Annotated in this window: 16 protein-coding genes and 1 pseudogene; 13 read left to right on the top strand and 4 right to left on the bottom strand. The window is 36.2% G+C overall.

Annotated features, from left to right (window positions below; all coding sequences use genetic code 11):
* Positions 1–243 precede the first annotated feature (243 nt).
* The 8 genes from AC1IR0_RS02385 (at position 244) to AC1IR0_RS02350 (ending at position 7571) form a co-directional block, all read left to right on the top strand.
* Entirely contained in the window at positions 244–507 is a 264-nt protein-coding gene (locus tag AC1IR0_RS02385) for a hypothetical protein (protein WP_479741148.1), read from the top strand.
* A gap of 26 nt (positions 508–533) precedes the next feature.
* On the top strand, positions 534–1052 hold the full coding sequence (locus tag AC1IR0_RS02380) for a hypothetical protein (protein ID WP_479741147.1): 519 nt from the start codon (positions 534–536) through the stop codon (positions 1050–1052).
* Positions 1053–1402: 350 nt separating this feature from the next.
* On the top strand, positions 1403–2443 hold the full coding sequence (locus AC1IR0_RS02375; protein WP_479741146.1) for an IS481 family transposase: 1041 nt from the start codon (positions 1403–1405) through the stop codon (positions 2441–2443).
* Positions 2444–2463: 20 nt separating this feature from the next.
* Positions 2464–2958 (top strand): GNAT family N-acetyltransferase, encoded by a 495-nt coding sequence (locus AC1IR0_RS02370; RefSeq protein WP_409653532.1) that lies wholly within the window; start codon positions 2464–2466, stop codon positions 2956–2958.
* A gap of 206 nt (positions 2959–3164) precedes the next feature.
* Positions 3165–5360, top strand: coding sequence for a TonB-dependent receptor (locus tag AC1IR0_RS02365; RefSeq protein ID WP_064095763.1), 2196 nt, complete (start codon positions 3165–3167; stop codon positions 5358–5360).
* 73 nt (positions 5361–5433) lie between these two features.
* On the top strand, positions 5434–5718 hold the full coding sequence (locus AC1IR0_RS02360) for a hypothetical protein (protein ID WP_004779917.1): 285 nt from the start codon (positions 5434–5436) through the stop codon (positions 5716–5718).
* A complete protein-coding gene (locus tag AC1IR0_RS02355) occupies positions 5719–7236 on the top strand; it encodes a PepSY-associated TM helix domain-containing protein (RefSeq protein ID WP_409653527.1) in 1518 nt (505 codons plus the stop codon).
* On the top strand, positions 7233–7571 hold the full coding sequence (locus AC1IR0_RS02350; protein ID WP_409653525.1) for a DUF3325 family protein: 339 nt from the start codon (positions 7233–7235) through the stop codon (positions 7569–7571). The genes AC1IR0_RS02355 and AC1IR0_RS02350 overlap by 4 nt, the downstream gene beginning before the upstream one ends.
* A 65-nt stretch (positions 7572–7636) precedes the next feature.
* On the opposite strand, the gene AC1IR0_RS02345 is transcribed toward AC1IR0_RS02350, so the two are convergent.
* Both AC1IR0_RS02345 and AC1IR0_RS02340 read right to left on the bottom strand, forming a co-directional pair.
* On the bottom strand, positions 7637–8368 hold the full coding sequence (locus AC1IR0_RS02345; protein ID WP_409653522.1) for a Fic family protein: 732 nt from the start codon (positions 8366–8368) through the stop codon (positions 7637–7639).
* Positions 8369–8466: 98 nt separating this feature from the next.
* Positions 8467–9619 (bottom strand): annotated as a pseudogene (locus AC1IR0_RS02340) (IS3 family transposase).
* A 159-nt stretch (positions 9620–9778) separates the two neighbouring features.
* Between AC1IR0_RS02340 and AC1IR0_RS02335 the strand changes: the two are divergent.
* Positions 9779–10615, top strand: coding sequence for an alpha/beta hydrolase (locus AC1IR0_RS02335; RefSeq protein WP_005107647.1), 837 nt, complete (start codon positions 9779–9781; stop codon positions 10613–10615).
* A 359-nt stretch (positions 10616–10974) separates the two neighbouring features.
* Here the strand turns inward: AC1IR0_RS02335 and AC1IR0_RS02330 are convergent, their stop codons facing one another.
* The gene (locus tag AC1IR0_RS02330; protein ID WP_005107645.1) at positions 10975–11331 is read right to left on the bottom strand and encodes a YidH family protein; all 357 of its coding nucleotides are present in this window, start codon (positions 11329–11331) and stop codon (positions 10975–10977) included.
* Between the two features lie 172 nt (positions 11332–11503).
* Here AC1IR0_RS02330 and AC1IR0_RS02325 point away from each other — a divergent pair, with 172 nt between their 5' ends.
* The 3 genes from AC1IR0_RS02325 to AC1IR0_RS02315 all read left to right on the top strand — a co-directional run bounded on the left by AC1IR0_RS02325 (position 11504) and on the right by AC1IR0_RS02315 (position 14738).
* Entirely contained in the window at positions 11504–11995 is a 492-nt protein-coding gene (locus AC1IR0_RS02325; protein ID WP_005107644.1) for a cupin domain-containing protein, read from the top strand.
* Between the two features lie 224 nt (positions 11996–12219).
* Positions 12220–13296 carry an MBL fold metallo-hydrolase gene (locus tag AC1IR0_RS02320; RefSeq protein WP_005107643.1) on the top strand — a complete coding sequence of 359 codons (1077 nt, stop codon included), beginning with the start codon at positions 12220–12222 and terminating at the stop codon, positions 13294–13296.
* Positions 13293–14738 (top strand): MFS transporter, encoded by a 1446-nt coding sequence (locus AC1IR0_RS02315; RefSeq protein WP_346798621.1) that lies wholly within the window; start codon positions 13293–13295, stop codon positions 14736–14738. The genes AC1IR0_RS02320 and AC1IR0_RS02315 overlap by 4 nt, the downstream gene beginning before the upstream one ends.
* Positions 14739–14826: 88 nt before the next feature.
* Here AC1IR0_RS02315 and AC1IR0_RS02310 read toward each other — a convergent pair whose 3' ends face one another.
* Positions 14827–15813, bottom strand: coding sequence for an AraC family transcriptional regulator (locus tag AC1IR0_RS02310; RefSeq protein WP_005107641.1), 987 nt, complete (start codon positions 15811–15813; stop codon positions 14827–14829).
* A gap of 371 nt (positions 15814–16184) precedes the next feature.
* On the opposite strand from AC1IR0_RS02310, the gene AC1IR0_RS02305 reads away from it, so the two are divergent.
* Entirely contained in the window at positions 16185–17183 is a 999-nt protein-coding gene (locus AC1IR0_RS02305; protein WP_409653512.1) for an AraC family transcriptional regulator, read from the top strand.
* Positions 17184–17207 lie beyond the last annotated feature (24 nt).

Raw genomic sequence — 17207 nt, 5'->3', positions numbered from 1 at the left:
AGTGTTGATCTGTCAGCATGGTACGAGGCATAGCGAATAGTAAAATTGGGTTTGGCGATTTGATTTTACTACTTCGCTATTTTTTTAAACTAAAAGTGTCAACACACCCTATTTAAAAATAAGATTCTTGATGCAGAACTTTTAGATTTTCTGATCAGGTTTGAGCATTTTATTGATAATTTACTAAGTGCTGCAAATCCTTATTTTGCAGTAGTACCAAAACGAGAATGTAATCCTGAAGAAATGTCTGTTGTTGGGGGGCAGTATCTTTCTTTACTTTATTACTTTCATACACAAGATATTGAAAATAAGTTAAATGAGCTGAGTATTCAATCAGGTTATTGGATTTTGGTTACTACGATGTTTGAATCTCGTGCTAATGAAGAATATCAGTCCGATCTTTCACAATTGAAGATGCATCACCACCAAGTTCAAAAGTTTAATGATTTGATGAAAAAGGCGCAAGTATTGGTCGCAGAGTATCAAAAGAAAATGAACAACCTTTAACATATCTAAAGTATGCAAATGCAAAGTTGTGGCAAAAGGCTTTTGATAAAGAACGCATTCTTATGCGTTGGCAATTTAATCTGCCAAGTGACTCCAATGTAAAAGAAGAATTAATGTCAGTTTTTAATAAATTTAAAACGAGGTTATCAGGTAAAGAACGCCACTTTAAGGATGTTCAACATATTCTATTGGAATGTAAGAAGCATCAAAGTGCTTCTTTGGATGTTGTATTGATTTTTGATAGTGCTGAATTAGCGGAACATCAAAATAAGCTCAGTGAGCATGTTGTAGAATTATGGACAAAAACTGTAGAAGCTGAAATGAAAAAGCGAGGAAACCAAATGAATTTTGGTCAACTTGAAGATTTAGCACATAGTATTAGCTTGATTCCAACACATGAACAATTGGCAGTGAAATATCTATTTATTAAAAATAGTAAGATGGCTAAGGACAAATTAGTCATTTCTGATCTTATTCCATTTTTTATTTCGCAAGCTATTTTTTACAGGATGTCTCTTCCGATCAAAGATACAAACTCAGCATGAGCCAATATTTAACAAACTTGTTTGTTAAAAAAGAGTCTGTGAGTAAGAAACCTTTAAGATCTACAGTTAAAAAAATGCCATTGAAACTGGAAGAACATACAACAAAACTAAGCCTAACAATTGACGAATCAGTGACTTAACTTTAGCTTAACTCAACCACCCCCATATAGCCCGTAATATGGGGGTATTTAAGAAACACCGCCCTTGCCACTAGGAACTATTGAGGTGTCTTTCTAGTATGTCTTATTCTGTATTAGTTCAGACTTGATCGTACATTCTTCTTGAAAAAGAGAAAGTTACCCGTTTTGATAAAGGTGTCGAAATCTTAATCAAACAAAGGTAACTTTCTTATGTTGCATACTAACAATCAAATCATTAAACACAAAGTAGGTCTGCTTAATTTAGCTGAAGAGCTTCAGAATGTATCCAGAGCATGCAAAGTGATGGGTGTTTCAAGAGATACATTTTATCGCTATCAGGAATTAGTGAAGTCTGGTGATATTGACGCACTGATCAATAAATCCCGTCGAGTACCAAATTTAAAAAACCGTGTAGATGATGCTACTGAACAGGCTGTTATTGATTTCGCAATTCAATATCCCGCATATGGTCAGCACCGTACTAGTAATGAATTACGCAAGAAGGGTGTATTCGTTTCAGGGAGTGGGGTTCGCTCTATATGGCTTCGTCATGATTTAGAAAACTTTAAGAAGCGTTTAAAAGCACTTGAGGCTAAAGTGGCACAGGATGGTATTGAATTAAATGATCAGCAGATTGCGGCACTTGAACGTAAGTATGAGGATGACATTGCTTGTGGTGAAATCGAAACAGCTCATCCAGGCTATTTAGGCGCGCAAGACACCTTTTATGTCGGGAATCTCAAAGGTGTTGGACGAATCTATCAACAAACATTCATCGACACTTATAGCAAGGTCGTTCATTGCAAGCTCTATACAACAAAAACACCGATTACAGCGGCTGATTTAATCAATGATCGTGTGTTGCCATTCTATCAATCTCAGGACTTACCAATGCTTCGCATCCTCGCAGACAGAGGTACTGAGTATTGCGGTAAGGTAGAACAACATGACTATGAGTTGTATCTGGCAGTTAATGATATTGATCACACGAAGACAAAAGCAGCTTCGCCGCAAACAAATGGTATCTGTGAGCGTTTCCATAAGACGATTTTGCAGGAGTTCTATCAAATTACGTTTAGGAAGAAGCTTTATAGCTCATTGGAAGAATTACAAGTTGATCTAGACGATTGGCTGAAATTCTATAATACTGAACGGACTCATCAAGGAAAAATGTGCTGTGGTCGTACACCACTTGAAACTTTACTTGATGGAAAACGGATTTGGGCTGAGAAGAATTTAGCTCAAATTTAACCTGACAGGCACAATAAAAAATGGGTAACTGTCAGATCAGGTTTGAGCTAGTACAACTGAATAAGCCCGAATCTGAACTAGCTGTATACTTCGAAAAAATGCAGGTAGATGACCATCAAAGGCTTTATATTATCCAGATTGCAGGACAGGATGTTGGCTATTTGGAGATTTATGAAGCCAGACGCGATCGACTATCCTTGTATTATCCTGCATTGGAAAATGATCTAGGTTGGCATATTCTGCTCGGTGAAAAGCATGTGGTGGGAAAAGGGCACTTTAGAGCTGTCATGCGCCTGATGATCTATTTCATCTTTGAAAACTCTCCGGCAGAAAAAATTGTTGGCGAACCTGATGAAAATGTCAGGTCTTATGCATACATCGCGCAGGATATTGCGTTTACAGCTCAGAAAAAACTTCTAATGCCGGAAAAGATTGCCGTTCTATATCATTGTTTCAGAGAAGAATTTTATAAGAAATGTGGTCATATTAGTCTTCTTGAAACTATTGAGGGTTAGGCAAGCTGATACCTATATTTTTGATCGGGAGAGAGGGTGGGATCTTTTTTAAATTAGGATACTACCCTTTAGGGATTTAGGCCAATTCAAAATGTGGATTAACTAAGCTGTTAAAAAAACAATAAATATTGCAATAAAAAATTTACATTAATAATAGTAATGATTATTATTTGCACCATTATAATATTTACGTAAAGGGATTAACAATGCGACTATCTCAATTCAGTCTGTGTCTTCTTAGTGTCGCCATTTCTTCACAGCTGTATGCAGAAGAGTCAAGTCCTGCATCTAAGGAGCAGGAAAGATCAAATAAAACTCTCAAGCTTTCTCCTATTGTGGTAACAGCGACCCGTACCCCTAAAACAATTGCTGAAGTTGCGGGAACTGTGCAGACCATTCAAGGTGAAGAAATTGCTCAACAGGCTGGAGCGGGTCGAAAAGTCGCAGATGTTTTAGCGCAGTTGGTACCCTCACTGGCACCTAGCAGTGGAACCACCAGTAACTATGGTCAGACCATGCGTGGACGGAATGTATTGGTCATGATTGATGGAGTTTCACAGACCGGTTCGCGCGATGTGGCGCGTCAGCTCAACAGTATCAGTCCCAATATGATTGATCATATCGAGGTGGTTTCAGGTGCGACCAGCATTTATGGTTCAGGTGCGACGGGCGGGATTATTAATATTATTACCAAACGTGTGGACAAATCGAAACCAGTCAGCTTTCAGACCAAGTTAGGCCTGACATCGGCTGATAATTTCCGTCGTGATAGTTTGGCTTATCAAGTGGGGCAAACTGCTTCATTTAGTAATGACAAGATTGACGGTTTTTTAGGGGTAGATTATACCAGTCGGGGTTCACAGTTTGATGGTAAGGGGGATCGTATCTCGCTAAGCCCTTGGCAGGGCAGCACCATGGATACCGATACTGTTGATGTAAATGGTCGTTTAAACTTTAATTTAACTGACAGTCAAAGCTTAAGTTTTGGTGCACAATATTATAATGATGAACAGGATACCGAATACGGTCCTGACTATTCTTATCTGCAAACCGGCACACAGCCTTCTTATAAAGCTATTAAAGGGTGGAGCTTAGATAAACAACCCTTTACAGAACGCTATGCGTTTAATACCCAGTATCAAAACCAGGATTTCCTGGGCCAAACTTTGAATGTTGAAGCGTATTACCGGAATGAAAAAGCGCGTTTCGTACCTTATGGTTATTCAAAAGATGGCGTGAATGTGAAGCAAAGCCAATCCAATGTGGACTATGCAGGGATTCGCTCTACCGTTCAATCTGACCTGCAGGTGGCCGAGCGAGATTTAAAACTGACTTATGGTCTGGACTATGACTGGGAGAAAGATCACCAGTGGGCTGATTACTATACACCAAGTAATAATGGCCTAGTCTACACTCCAACAGGGGAAAAACAGGGTTCCGGACCTGATACAGAAATCCAGAATATCGGTACATTTGTACAAGGGGATTATGCACTGACGGATCGTTTAAATGTGCAGGCCGGTGTGCGTTATCAGTATGTTCAGGCAGACACTGACAGTTATTTAACCGCACGCAATCCAGTTACTTTAATGGCGGCTGACTCTACCGATGCTGATAAGTTTCTGTTCAATTTAGGTGCAGTCTATGAGTTAACAGATGCGCAGCAAGTTTATGCCAATTTTTCACAAGGTTATAGTTATCCGGATGTACAACGCGTGCTGCGTGATGTAGCTGCCTATACCTTAACGACGTCAGGTATTGCACCGATCACGGTCAACAGTTATGAATTGGGTTGGCGCTTAAATCAGGATGACGGCTTAAACTTGGGTCTAACAGGTTTCTATAATACCTCTGATAAGGTGGTACAGTTCAACGCTGACCGTTCAGTAAATGTGGTAGATACAGATCAACGCATTTATGGAGCAGAAGCTACGGTAAGTTATCCATTTATGGACAACTATAAGGTGGGTGGGACCTTGGGCTACACACGCGGACAATATAAAGATGCAGCAGATCAATGGCATGAACTGAATGCTTTTGCTGTGTCGCCTGTGAAAGGCACCCTGTTTGCTGAGTGGAATAATGAAGAAGGTTATGGTGTACGTGCACAAATGCTAGCCATCAAAGGCACTGATGAAGCCTATAAAGATGACCAAGCATTAATAGCCGCAGGTTTAAGTGATGGTAATAGTGCAGCAGAGATTAAAGGCTATACCACGATGGATGTCCTGGCACATTTCCCTGTGGCTAAAGGCCGTGTCGATTTTGGTGTCTATAATGTCTGGGACAAGCAGTACAGAACCGTATTTGCACAACAAGCTGCTGTGACCAATGGTAATGCGCTGTTGGCGATTCCTGCTGAAGGTCGTACTTTTGGCCTAAGCTATACCATTAATTATTAATGCTTACCCGGGAAGTATCTATAGCAATACAGATACTTCTTCACTTCCTGAGATGGGATGAAAGATAAGGTCAATGGATAAACAAAAACCAGAGTGGTTATCTATTAAAGAAATTTTTTATATCTGCCTGGCTGCTTATGGCTATAGCTTATGGATCTCTTGGGTTTTACCTGATTATTTACCCTTTGCAACAGCTGAAAATATCTATTTATCTGCCCTCCTAAGTTTTACTTTTCTCATTTTTTATATTGTTTTAGTTCCTTGTATTCCGTCTAAATTATGGCAAAAGAGCATCAATTATCTTAGTTATATTTTATTGCTGAGCTATTGGATCATAAAAAAATTTGGAGAAAATTAAATGCAATTTCGCCAGATACAGGCAACTTTACACAGCTGGTTAGGTATCGTTGTATTGTGGTCGGTTTTCCTGATCTTTTTTACCGGCTCTATTGCCTATTTCAGAACTGAAATTAATCTCTGGTCTAAACCTGAAAATTTTTTATATCTAAAAGCGCCTCCTAGTTCCTTTGAGTCGGCCCAGGTTGCCTATGATTATTTAAATACTCATGCCCCAGATGCCAAAAGATGGCGAGTGAGTCTTGCCAGTCCCCGCATGCCTTTTAACACCTTGGAATGGCAAGACCAAAACCATAAGTACTATAAGCTGCAAGACCCCAATACAGGGTTAATTTTAACAGAGGGAAGGGAAAGTCTGGGAGGCGACTTTTTTTTTAAATTACATTACAGTCTGTATCCTTTGCCTGATGTCGTCGGTAGAACGCTTGTGGTTATTGTCGGGGTGCTATTTCTCATTGCATTAATTACCGGGATCTTTACCCATAAAAAAATAATTAAAGATTTTTTTGTATTCCGGAGTTTTAAGGGACAGCGTACCTTATTGGATTTGCATAATATTACCGGTGTAGTGACCCTGCCTTTTTATCTGATTATGGCCTTTACCGGGATTATGATTTTCTTCTATCTGCTTGTACCAGCGGGAATCAATAAACACTATGGCGAGAATGGAATAAAGAAGTTTTATAGTGAAATACAATATATCAATCCGCCAAAATCGGCAGCAAATTCAGCTCTTCAATTAAAAGAATTTTCTGTATTCTCCCGTCAACTACCTCAACAGGCAAGTAATGGAGCTGCACTGGAGAAATTTGAAGTCAAAAATCCAAATACTGCGGAAGCCTTAATTACGTTTGATTATGGATATAACCAATTAATTACTTTCAATAATCCGCAATTCATTTTTGCAGCAAATACCGGACAGAATCTGAATTCCGAAAGAAATCTGCATCCTGTCGCTCAAATCAGCTCGGCAACTTATGGTATTCATTTAGGATATTACGCCAGTCAATGGATGAGGGGGATACTAGCGGGTTTAGGTCTCGTCGGTTGCATCATGCTGGTCGCAGGGGCTTTATTGTGGCAAAAGAAACGCATTAAACAGCAACATACCTTAAGTTATAATATGGTTGCTTACCTTAATTATTTCACTTTTCTGGGCTTGCCATTTGCAACAGCCATGTATTTTCTGGCTAACCGGATTTTGACGGCCAGTCTTGAACAGCGGATTCAGTATGAGTTAGGCATATTTTTTATCAGCTGGGTGGGTATTTTATTCATTCCGATGCTGGTTAAAATGCAAAAAGCCATGGTTGTGGCCCTGATCCTCACTGCTGTTATTTTATGGATGACAGTATTCAGCCCGCTCGTCTTAGCTCCTCAAACATTCTTCTTTAATACCTTGCGGCATCAGCAATGGTCTGTAGCAGGAGTTGATCTTGTATTGATGCTCATCGCCACGGGATATATATTTGCCTGTTTTTATTTCAAAAAAATAAAGATGCGTGAGGTGGCTAAATGAGCCTGGCTGCAATATTATGGGCCATGGTTGCAATGACGCAGCTGTGTATGACCAGTCAAAGTGGAATGAAAAAACTTGGGTATCCTTTTCTGAGCTTTCATTATGCCCAAGCTTTGTTAAAAATATATTCAGTGATTTGTCTGGCACTATCTTTATATCTGAACTGTCTGGACCATGGTCTTTCTGTAGGAATTATTACTTGGATTTTTCTGATCATAACTTCAGCATTTTTTTTACAATTTTTACTGTATTATCACTTTAAACGATGGTTTTTTTTCGCCTGGATATTTTTATTTTTTCTATCTGTTCTGTATTCATTAACTCAATATAGCTAATGATATTATAGATATAAATTAAAAGTTAAAGTTGTAATATTTTCCTAAGTTGTTGAAGAGGAAGTTCAAATTTCTAGAACCAGCTTATAAGGCTTAAATCCTTCAATAACAGCATCAGAAACTAAGTGGATAAATGCATCAGTTTTCCCATAAGCCATCCATTGATCAAGAGCTTCATAGTAAGCCAATCGATTTTCTACAGTAATTACGCAAGGTGGATAGCCTGCTTTGAGCAATTCTAGATTCATTAAAAGGCGTGATGTACGGCCATTGCCATCAATGAATGGATAGATACCTACAAAATCAGCATGTACTTTAGCTCCACGTTCAATGGGGTGAAGCTTATGTGCCTCTGAATTATACCAATCAACTAACTGAGCCATCTTTTCATTTAATAGTGTGTAATCAGGTGGGGTAGATGTAGCACCAGAGATTAGGACATTTTGCTGACGATAGCGGCCAGCATTATCATCATCAATATTCTTTAAGATAAGCTGATGGATATTACGAATTTGCCATTCAGAAAAAGGCTCCTCTTTCCGAATGATATCTTCAACATAGTAAATTGCATTTCTATGGTTGATCGCTTCGAAGTGTTCTCTTAATGCCTTTCCACCAACAGTAATACCTTCGAGTACTACTTTAGTTTCTAGCAGGGTGAGTGTATTGCCTTCAATTGCATTCGAATGATAGGTCCAACGGACAATAAGATCTTCTTGTAAATTTTTGACAATTGATGGAGAAAGAGGGCGATGTTGATCTAATTTTTTCTTTAAATTATCAATAGTTTCAAACATTAACTTATCCCTGAATGAGTCTAAAAGAATAATACATCAAAAAAAAATATCAAAGAAATGAGATGGACTGCTCCCAGTATCGTAGACACGAGACAGCCTCATTTTGAAGCTGCCTCAAAGACTTCTGGACTCATCCCATCGAGATGCGAATGACGCCTGATTCGATTGTAAAACATCTCGATGTAATCAAACACATCTGTACGAGCCATTTCTCGTGTTTTATAGATCCTCTTTTTAATTCTTTCCTTCTTCAAGCTGCTAAAAAAGGATTCAGCAACAGCATTGTCCCATGAGCAGTATACTGCGCAAGGCCTCTACGGCTCATGCTGGGTATTAAGTTATGCTTCTGACAGAATTTCTGCCAGTCTCCACTGCTGTATTGTGAGCCTTGGTCTGAGTGTATGATCACAGGTTCATTTGGCCTACGTCGCCATACCGCCATAAGAAGTGCATCCAAAACGATATCCTTGGCAAGCGTAGGTTTCATTGACCAACCGATGACTTTTCTCGAATATAAATCAAGAACCACAGCTAGATATAACCAGCCTTGCCATGTGCGAATGTAAGTTATATCAGTCACCCAAGAGGTATCAGGTGTGTTTACAATAAACTCTCGATTTAAATGGTTAGATGGCACAATCTGAGGACGACCACGACCATAGCTTTTATGCTTCTTATATCCTCGAACAGCGGCAATACCATTGTGCTTCATGATCTTCAGCATACGATTAGGTCCACAGCTTTCACCTAGCTCTTTAAGATCCAGCGTAATGCGACGATAACCGTAGATGCCATAACTGGCATCATAAGAAGAACGGATGAGCTGTAATAACCGCTTATCTTCAATAGTCCTGCCTGATTCGGGTTCATCCAACCAAGCATAGTAGCCAGCACGAGCAATCTTAAGAACCCGACACATCGTTTTAATCTTAAATTGATGGCTGTATTCCAGGATAAACTGATACTTTACTCGGGCAGGCTTGCAAAGTACCTTGCGGCCTTTTTTAGAATATCCCGTTCCCCTTCAGTTTGTTTGAGCTGACTTTTAAGGCGAAGGATTTCTTTCTTTGCCTCGAGCAATTCATGTTCATCAGGATTGTTGCGTAAAGGCTGTACGGCCTTTAGCGATTTATAAATGCTGTGTTGTGATACACCTAAACGTTCTGCAACATCAGTGACAGAATATCCACGTTCGGTAATCAATTTAACAGCTTCATCTTTAAATTCTGGGGTATAGCGTTGTCCACTCATAAGGTTCTCTCCTATGCAAAAAGAATAGACGAAATTTGTCTAGGAGAGTGGTGGCAATTCAATCTATCTAAAGAGGATAAAAAAAAATAATTTTTGAATAGTGAGAATATATATAAAACTATGTAATAGATGAGTGGTTAATAAATAGAGATAATAGAAATGAATACTATCAATTTTGAAAATGATTATGTTGTCGGGCAGAAAAACAATAATTATAATGAAGTGATGGCTAAGTTCAAAGAGCTAAATCATTTAGCATTGATCAGCAAAAAATGGAAAAAAAATATATATTATGGTTTTCATGAGCGAGAATGCTTTGACCTGTGCTATGCAGTAGGGGATGCAAAAGCAATTTTTGTTTACCTACATGCGGGGTATTGGCAATCAAGAGATAAAAACCAGTTTTACTTTATTGCTGACCATTTAGCAGAACTTGGATATCATGTTGCAATTATGAATTATCCTCTTTGCCCAGAAGTAAGTATTGAAAAAATAAAAAAATCATTAAGTTATTCTTTATTTACATTAAATACACTTTTAAATTTTGATTCAAAAAAATTACCTATGTATATTTGTGGGCATTCGGCAGGTGCGCACTTAACAACAGAGCTCGTATTAAATACCAGATGTTTAATAAAAGACTGGTTAAATGTTAAGGGTATAATTCCTATCAGTGGTATATACGATTTAGTTCCTTTGATATCTACTAGCTTAAATATAAATATTAAATTAGATAGTTCTCAGGCAAGGGAGAATTCACCGATATTAAGAGTATCTGACGATTTAGTTCCTGCTGAGTTTTTTGTTGGAAGTTATGAAACCGAAGCCTTCATTCAACAATCCCAAAAAATGAAAGAACAGTGGGAGTTTAAAGGGAATTTAGCAAATTTTAGAGTTCTTAAAGACAGTGATCATTTTAGTTTGCTTTTTCACTTTCTTAGAAATGGTGAAATTGTAAAATCAATTGAAAGACTTTATACATCTACAAATATATAAAAATTTTAAAAATTAAAAAAACTACTTTCAAAGAGTAGTTTTTTATTAATAAATAATAAAAATAGCTGCTATAGCTAAGATTATGGTGAAAATAGCCGAAGATAATAATATGAGACGATAAGTAATTAAATTTTTATTATCAGTTCTTAAGGTTTTTATTTTATTAAAGTTAATGATTAAAATAAAATAATAGAGACAAATTGCTGTGGTAATGAAAATAGAAATATAAAAAAAATAATAAGGCTTGTTGATCAAATATTTAAAAAAAGTAAAGTTTACTATGATATAAGAAAATAAACTCCTTTCTATAGATAAAAAAGTTCTTTCAGGTTGAAGTCCACTATCTTGCATAATAATTCCTATTTAATATGAATAAAAATAAATATAATTAGAATTAAACTAAAAATTGATAATATTGGGGCCATAAAAGGATAGGGGAGAGACTGTTTGGTTCTCAGTGCATATTCAACTCTAAACCAACGAAAAATAGCGCTAATACTAAGAAGAATAGAAAGTAAAATTAAAGAGATAAAAATATGATTGGCAATTACTTCTTCAATTATTCCATTATTCAATGTAATAAATGCTATGGCACCCACTAATATAGCGAGTGCTGTTCTATTCCATGCTAAAAATGTTCTCTCATTGGCAAGTGTAAAACGAGGATCCGGGTCTTCTCCATCAGTTAGTTTAATGATTTTAATTAAATTTTTCATAATTTTTTGATCAGTTAAAATCTAGAATATATAACTCTTGAGTAATAAATGCTATGCATTCTTAGATGATAATCTATGTATTTTATATGTCTTATTTGAATAGAAACTCCTTAATAAATGCATAGTTCATATTTTGAAAAGTTGTTGAAATAACAAAAAAGGGAGACTTACAATGCAAATGCTAGATCAGAAACATTTATCTTCTTTAGTGTTTAATGAAACACGATTAAATAAAGAGCTTAAAAATATTAAATGGAATGTGCTTGGACATGTATATGAACCTATATTAGGAGGAGATCAGCAGTCAAGTTTTGCTTGGATTTCAAATGATCCTCCTGGAACTTTTGTTCCTCCTCATATGCATCCTGTACAGGATGAACATGCTTTTATTCTTGAGGGCGAGTATTCGCTATATTTAGACGGTGAATGGACAACTGCCAAAGCAGGGGATTATCTTTATTGGCCACGTGGAACAACACATGGATATAAAGTTACTTCAGAAGGCCCCGCTAAAGGTGTTTTTTGGGTAAGTCCAGGTAATGATTTAGCCAGTTTGTTTTCAGAACTGCACAATTTGACAGATCCAGAGAAGGTAGTCCAGGTCTCAGCAGCTCGTAATATTCGTTTCTTTAATCCATCCAGCCTTCCTAACTGTGAGTTCTAATCGTTAAAATATTTATTCTAAATAATTAAATAAAAAGCCTTCATAATTATGAAGGCTTTTTATTTAATTATTTTACCAAAAATTATTGTGTGTTCACTTGGATTTAAGCAAATGAAAAAAATTAAATTAAGCATAATAAATTTATAAAAAGTGAATATTAGTCGAAGAATAAAATAAATTATATTTATAGAGTGTTATTAGCATGAATTTAAAAGGACTATTCAATGAAAATTAATAATCAACAGGGAATGAAAATTATTGCTTTAGGTACAGGTGGTGGCCCAATCGTATCTAGTTCTAGAGCAGGAATCTCAACAGCTATTTGCATAGATAATGCGACCTATATCGTCGATTGTGGTATGGGGAGTATTCGTAATTATAGAAGTCATGCTACTTGGGGTGAGTTACGAGGTATTTTTATTACTCATCATCACTCTGACCATATCTATGATTTAGGCTCTTATTTATTCACAGGTTGGCAAGTCCCAGGTGAGTCTTTTAGCCAGCCTATCCAAATTTATGGTCCTGGAAAGCCTTTACAAAATCCAGCTATGCCGACTCATACTCATCCCAAAATTAAAGGCTGTTGTGGCGGAGATCATCCTATGGTAGGAACAGCTGCGATGGTTGATGCTTTAATACACAATGTATTTGCATCAGATATTGCAATTCGAATGGCAGATGAAGGTCGTTCAAGTCCAACCGAATGGATTAAGGCATTTGATATTCAGATTCCTGAAAATGCCAAAGCAGACCCTGTCCATAATCGACATCCGGAAATGGAACCTTTCGTTATTTATGAAGATGAGCTGGTTAAAGTGAGCACAATTTTGGTAGACCACCGTCTATGTTTTCCTGCTTTTGGTTTCCGGTTCGATTCTAAATATGGTTCTGTCGTAATTTCAGGTGATACGACATATTCTAAAAACTGTATTTTACTAGCCAAAGACGCAGATGTATTAATGCATGAGGTTATTGATCTAGACGCAATTTTAGCTACGTTCCCTGAGGGACCGACACGCAACGGTATTGCAGTCCATCTTGAAGAATCTCACACATCTTATGAGAAAGTAGGCGTAGTTGCCCAAGAAGCAAATGTGAAAGCACTTATCCTGCATCATATTGTACCAAATACACCAGACTCAGCAGATGTTCAGAAGATGGTCAATACTGCTCAAAATGATTTCGATGGTTTGGTATTGGCAGCAGAAGATAATGATACTTTTAATGTAATTGATATTGTAAAAACTCATCTTGATGAGCGCAGAGCACATGAGTTTTTACGGGAGGTAAATACATGAAAAGCCAAATCAAAAGCCTTCCTACTTCACTTATAGAGCCATTAGAAACTGGGAGAATTACAAGTCGAGCGTGGTTAATTACTGGAATGCTCATCATATTCCAAATGATCAACTTTGCTGATAAAGCTGTTTTAGGCCTGGTAGCTGAACCCGCAATGCGTGAACTAGGAATGTCGAGTAGTCAATTCGGTTTTATTGGTAGTTCTTTTTTCTTTTTATTTGCTATTTCATCGATTGCGGTAGGTTTTTTGGCGGCAAAAATACAAACCCGCTGGATCCTGCTTACCATGGGAATTGCATGGGCAGTTTTACAATTCCCCATGCTCATGGGAGGAGGGATAACGCTCTTATTGGTCACACGAATTATTTTAGGTGCTGCAGAAGGGCCTGCTACACCTATTACTTTGCAACATATTCATGGATGGTACGAGCCAAAGGAACGTGGATTGCCAAGTAGTTTGGTGGCCATAGGATCGACCTTAGGTCCTATTATTGCTGCTCCAATTTTAGCAGCTATTATTGCTCATCCGTCTTATGGATGGAGATGGGCATTTGGTTTTTTAGGATTTTTTGGTCTTGGTTGGAGTTTGTTATGGTTTTTAATTGCGAAAGAAGGGCCATATAGTCATATCAAAGCGAAACAGGAGCTTACTCAACCTAAACCACTTGTGCATCCTAGTACAAGTTATATTAATAATAAAAGTATTGCTGAGTTTTCAGACCAATTAAAAGTAGTACCTTTATTTAAAGTTTTTATTTCACCCATGTTCATTTCTGCTTTTTTAGCAGGTGCTGGATGTTTTTGGGCTATGGGCTTTTTAACCACATGGTCGCCTCGCTATCTATCTGCGGTTATAGACACGTCTCCTCAGATGATCGGTATGATTTCAACTTTTCCATGGATATTTGGCGCTTTAACTTTATTGGTAGCAGGCTATCTATCTAAAATTTTAATGAAAAAAGGGTGCTCAGTACATAAATCCTTAGGCTGTGTATTTGGTATCTTAATTTTAATGTCAGGTATTTTCTTTTTACTATTACCTTATACGACAGGGATTGCTGCAGTTGGTGTTTTGACCATTGCTGCAGGTTTGGCGATGACATTCCCATTAGCACCTATTACTTTGGCCTATAGTATTTGTTCTAAACAACGGGCAGCTGTTATGGCGACTGTTACGGCTCTAGCCTCTTTAGGGGGGATGATTTCGCCAACTATGGTAGGAATGTTTATGGAGTCTGCAGGATACATCCAGCCAGTAAAGGGAATACTTCCAGATGCTATAATGCTCAATAAACTAGTTATGGGAATGAACTTAAGTTTTTCTTATATTGGTATCTATTTATTAATTGTAGGATTAGCTGCTGTAATATTTCTTAATCCAGATAGAACAGCGAAAAAAATGCAAAAAGATATTCTAAAAGATGATGAAGAAAAAGTATAAATAGATTATCTGATTCAAAGATAAGAGCACTTTATAAATGAAGTGCTCTTTTAATTAGCTTAAATCTATATAAATAAAATAGGTGGTTTTAGTGAATACTATTTTTTAATGTTTCAGAAGGTAACTCTCCAAAACGGTTTTTATATTCTTGTGAGAAGCGTCCTAATTGCTGAAAACCACAATCCATTGCAATACTTGAAACATTTTCCCAGGGTTTTATATTTTTTAAACGTTTATAAGTTTCTTCGAAACGCAAATTACGTAAGTAAGCTACAGGAGATTGACCATAGTAAGTATTAAAATCCTGGTATAATTTTTCACGTGAGATGCCTAGAATTTTTTCAAGCTCATTAAGTGTAATTGGTTGAGAAAGATTTTCTTTAAAAACATCTTCAATATAATTTAAATATGAGGGTTTTCCTTTTAATCGATGCTCAAGCTCTAAACTGTAATTATGAGGTTGAGAGTTTAATAAAATAGAAATTAAATTTTTTTCAAAGTTGCTCCAGATATTTTGAAAATCTAGAAGATATTCAGCCTCCAACAAAAATTCTTGAAAATTCATGGCTAAATTAAACCATTTTTTAATCGAACCTTGCATAGGTGCTTGAATATCAAAGATTAATGGTTTAACTATCTTATAACCTAATAATTGGGAAAGATAGTTCTCTACCTTATCTTTTGAAATTCGAATCATTTGTTTTTGGCAGTTAGGTTGTAAAATCATAGAAAATGGTTGATGAGGTGAAAATATAGCAGCTACCTCATCACTAGAATATATAGTTGATGATTTAATTTTAATTTCTTGAATGCCTTCAATAGGTACATTAAAAATATAACAATGTTGTAAATTATCAATAGAAATATTTGCTAGAGTAGAATATTGAACAGTACCGAAAGTAATCGCACCAACGTTAATACCCTCATGTAAAAAATCAATTTTTTGAGGGTCTGGAATGTAGAGGCGATGCGGGCCATTTACCTTTATCATCCATTGCAACACATCTTCTGGATGCTTTAAATTAGTAGAAAACTTTTTGGGTGAATTTTTTTCAAATTTATCTAGATTAATCATCACGATATCCTTGTAGACTGATTAAATATAGGTACTTCTAACTAATAAATCTTATTATGTATTTTATATATAGCAAGAAATATTTAATTTAAACAATATTTTTAATGTAAGAATTATTATTTATTTAATATACCCTATTGGTATAAGTAAATATTTTAAAGGTATTTTTTTGTTTTTAAGTTTTATAGTGCTACGCTAATTTTTATGTCATTGATTATAATGGTTATATTAATTTTTTATTTTACCAATAAATAAATTGTAATACTAGGAAAGGTTTGAGATTGAATTTAAATATAGAATCTGTCTATCCAGATAGCTGTCCTAACTGATATATTTAACAATATTATAAATTTTAGCTAGGTGAACAAGGAATGCAATCACTAAGCCAAGAAGATATTGAATTGAAACATTATTCAAAAAAAGCCGATTTTGCTCAAAATCTTATGTCAAATATTTGTGGCGAACATCGCTTGGATACCAGTTATCGGAATACTTTAGATTTTCATTATGATGGAATGCGCCTACCTAGTAAGCAGATGACGATCGGTACCATTTCTTATGGCGCTAACGTAGCAATAAATACTTCCCATCTTAAAGCTTATAGTATTAGCCTACCTCTATGTGGCAAACAAATTTTAAATATGAGGGGAGAACAATATTATTCAGATGAAAACACTGGACTTATTATCTCAAATGCCCAGTTGCAAGATCTTGCAATTGATAAAAACTGTAAAAAGCTTCAAGTAGTCATTCCTGAAAGAAGTTTACATCTTGTATTAGCAGATCTTCTTAAGCAACCTGTGGATGATTCTGTTATATTCAATCCGAAAATGCATTTTGATTCACAGCAGCTTACTAATTCGTGGTGGAAATACATCCAGAATTTCTTAAACTCAAAATCTCAATATATTAGTTTTCATGGATTATCTTTGCTTGCTGAAGACTATGAAAATTTCATCATTAAAACCTTATTACTTTCTCAAGAAAATAATTATTCAGAGCAGCTTAGACAATTATCGAATCAACGGCAGCCTACTTATATTCAGAAAGTACATAAATTTATAATTACCCATGCATGTGAGGAAATCAGTGTTGATACTTTGCAAAAATTAGCAGGAGTCTCAAAATCAAAATTATATGAAGAGTTTCAAGCCTATTATGGAACGAGCCCTTTAGCTTATCTAAAAAAGTATCGATTACAACAAATTTATAAATCTTTATGTACGCCTGAGCTTGGTAAAAGAATCTCTATTTCACAGTTAGCTTTTAAATGGGGGTTTAATCATTTGAGCCGATTCTCTCAAGATTATCATGAGGAGTTTGGCGAAAAGCCGAGTGATACTAAAAACAAATTTAAAGAGTTTTATTAAAATATTAAAAATGTAAAGATTAAA

Source organism: Acinetobacter sp. 129952 (assembly GCF_056642055.1).
The sequence above is the reverse complement of the archived record's forward strand: the minus strand, read 5'-3'. Positions and strand labels throughout refer to the sequence as shown.

What these genes read in the sequence shown, in the direction of transcription:
- AC1IR0_RS02385 (WP_479741148.1), top strand. Translation starts at nt 244, where the DNA reads ATGTCTGTTGTTGGGGGGCAGTATCTTTCTTTACTTTATTACTTTCAT.
- AC1IR0_RS02375 (WP_479741146.1), top strand. Translation starts at nt 1,403, where the DNA reads ATGTTGCATACTAACAATCAAATCATTAAACACAAAGTAGGTCTGCTT.
- AC1IR0_RS02370 (WP_409653532.1), top strand. Translation starts at nt 2,464, where the DNA reads ATGGGTAACTGTCAGATCAGGTTTGAGCTAGTACAACTGAATAAGCCC.
- AC1IR0_RS02365 (WP_064095763.1), top strand. Translation starts at nt 3,165, where the DNA reads ATGCGACTATCTCAATTCAGTCTGTGTCTTCTTAGTGTCGCCATTTCT.
- AC1IR0_RS02360 (WP_004779917.1), top strand. Translation starts at nt 5,434, where the DNA reads ATGGATAAACAAAAACCAGAGTGGTTATCTATTAAAGAAATTTTTTAT.
- AC1IR0_RS02355 (WP_409653527.1), top strand. Translation starts at nt 5,719, where the DNA reads ATGCAATTTCGCCAGATACAGGCAACTTTACACAGCTGGTTAGGTATC.
- AC1IR0_RS02350 (WP_409653525.1), top strand. Translation starts at nt 7,233, where the DNA reads ATGAGCCTGGCTGCAATATTATGGGCCATGGTTGCAATGACGCAGCTG.
- AC1IR0_RS02345 (WP_409653522.1), bottom strand. Translation starts at nt 8,368, where the DNA reads ATGTTTGAAACTATTGATAATTTAAAGAAAAAATTAGATCAACATCGC.
- AC1IR0_RS02335 (WP_005107647.1), top strand. Translation starts at nt 9,779, where the DNA reads ATGAATACTATCAATTTTGAAAATGATTATGTTGTCGGGCAGAAAAAC.
- AC1IR0_RS02330 (WP_005107645.1), bottom strand. Translation starts at nt 11,331, where the DNA reads ATGAAAAATTTAATTAAAATCATTAAACTAACTGATGGAGAAGACCCG.
- AC1IR0_RS02325 (WP_005107644.1), top strand. Translation starts at nt 11,504, where the DNA reads ATGCAAATGCTAGATCAGAAACATTTATCTTCTTTAGTGTTTAATGAA.
- AC1IR0_RS02320 (WP_005107643.1), top strand. Translation starts at nt 12,220, where the DNA reads ATGAAAATTAATAATCAACAGGGAATGAAAATTATTGCTTTAGGTACA.
- AC1IR0_RS02315 (WP_346798621.1), top strand. Translation starts at nt 13,293, where the DNA reads ATGAAAAGCCAAATCAAAAGCCTTCCTACTTCACTTATAGAGCCATTA.
- AC1IR0_RS02310 (WP_005107641.1), bottom strand. Translation starts at nt 15,813, where the DNA reads ATGATTAATCTAGATAAATTTGAAAAAAATTCACCCAAAAAGTTTTCT.
- AC1IR0_RS02305 (WP_409653512.1), top strand. Translation starts at nt 16,185, where the DNA reads ATGCAATCACTAAGCCAAGAAGATATTGAATTGAAACATTATTCAAAA.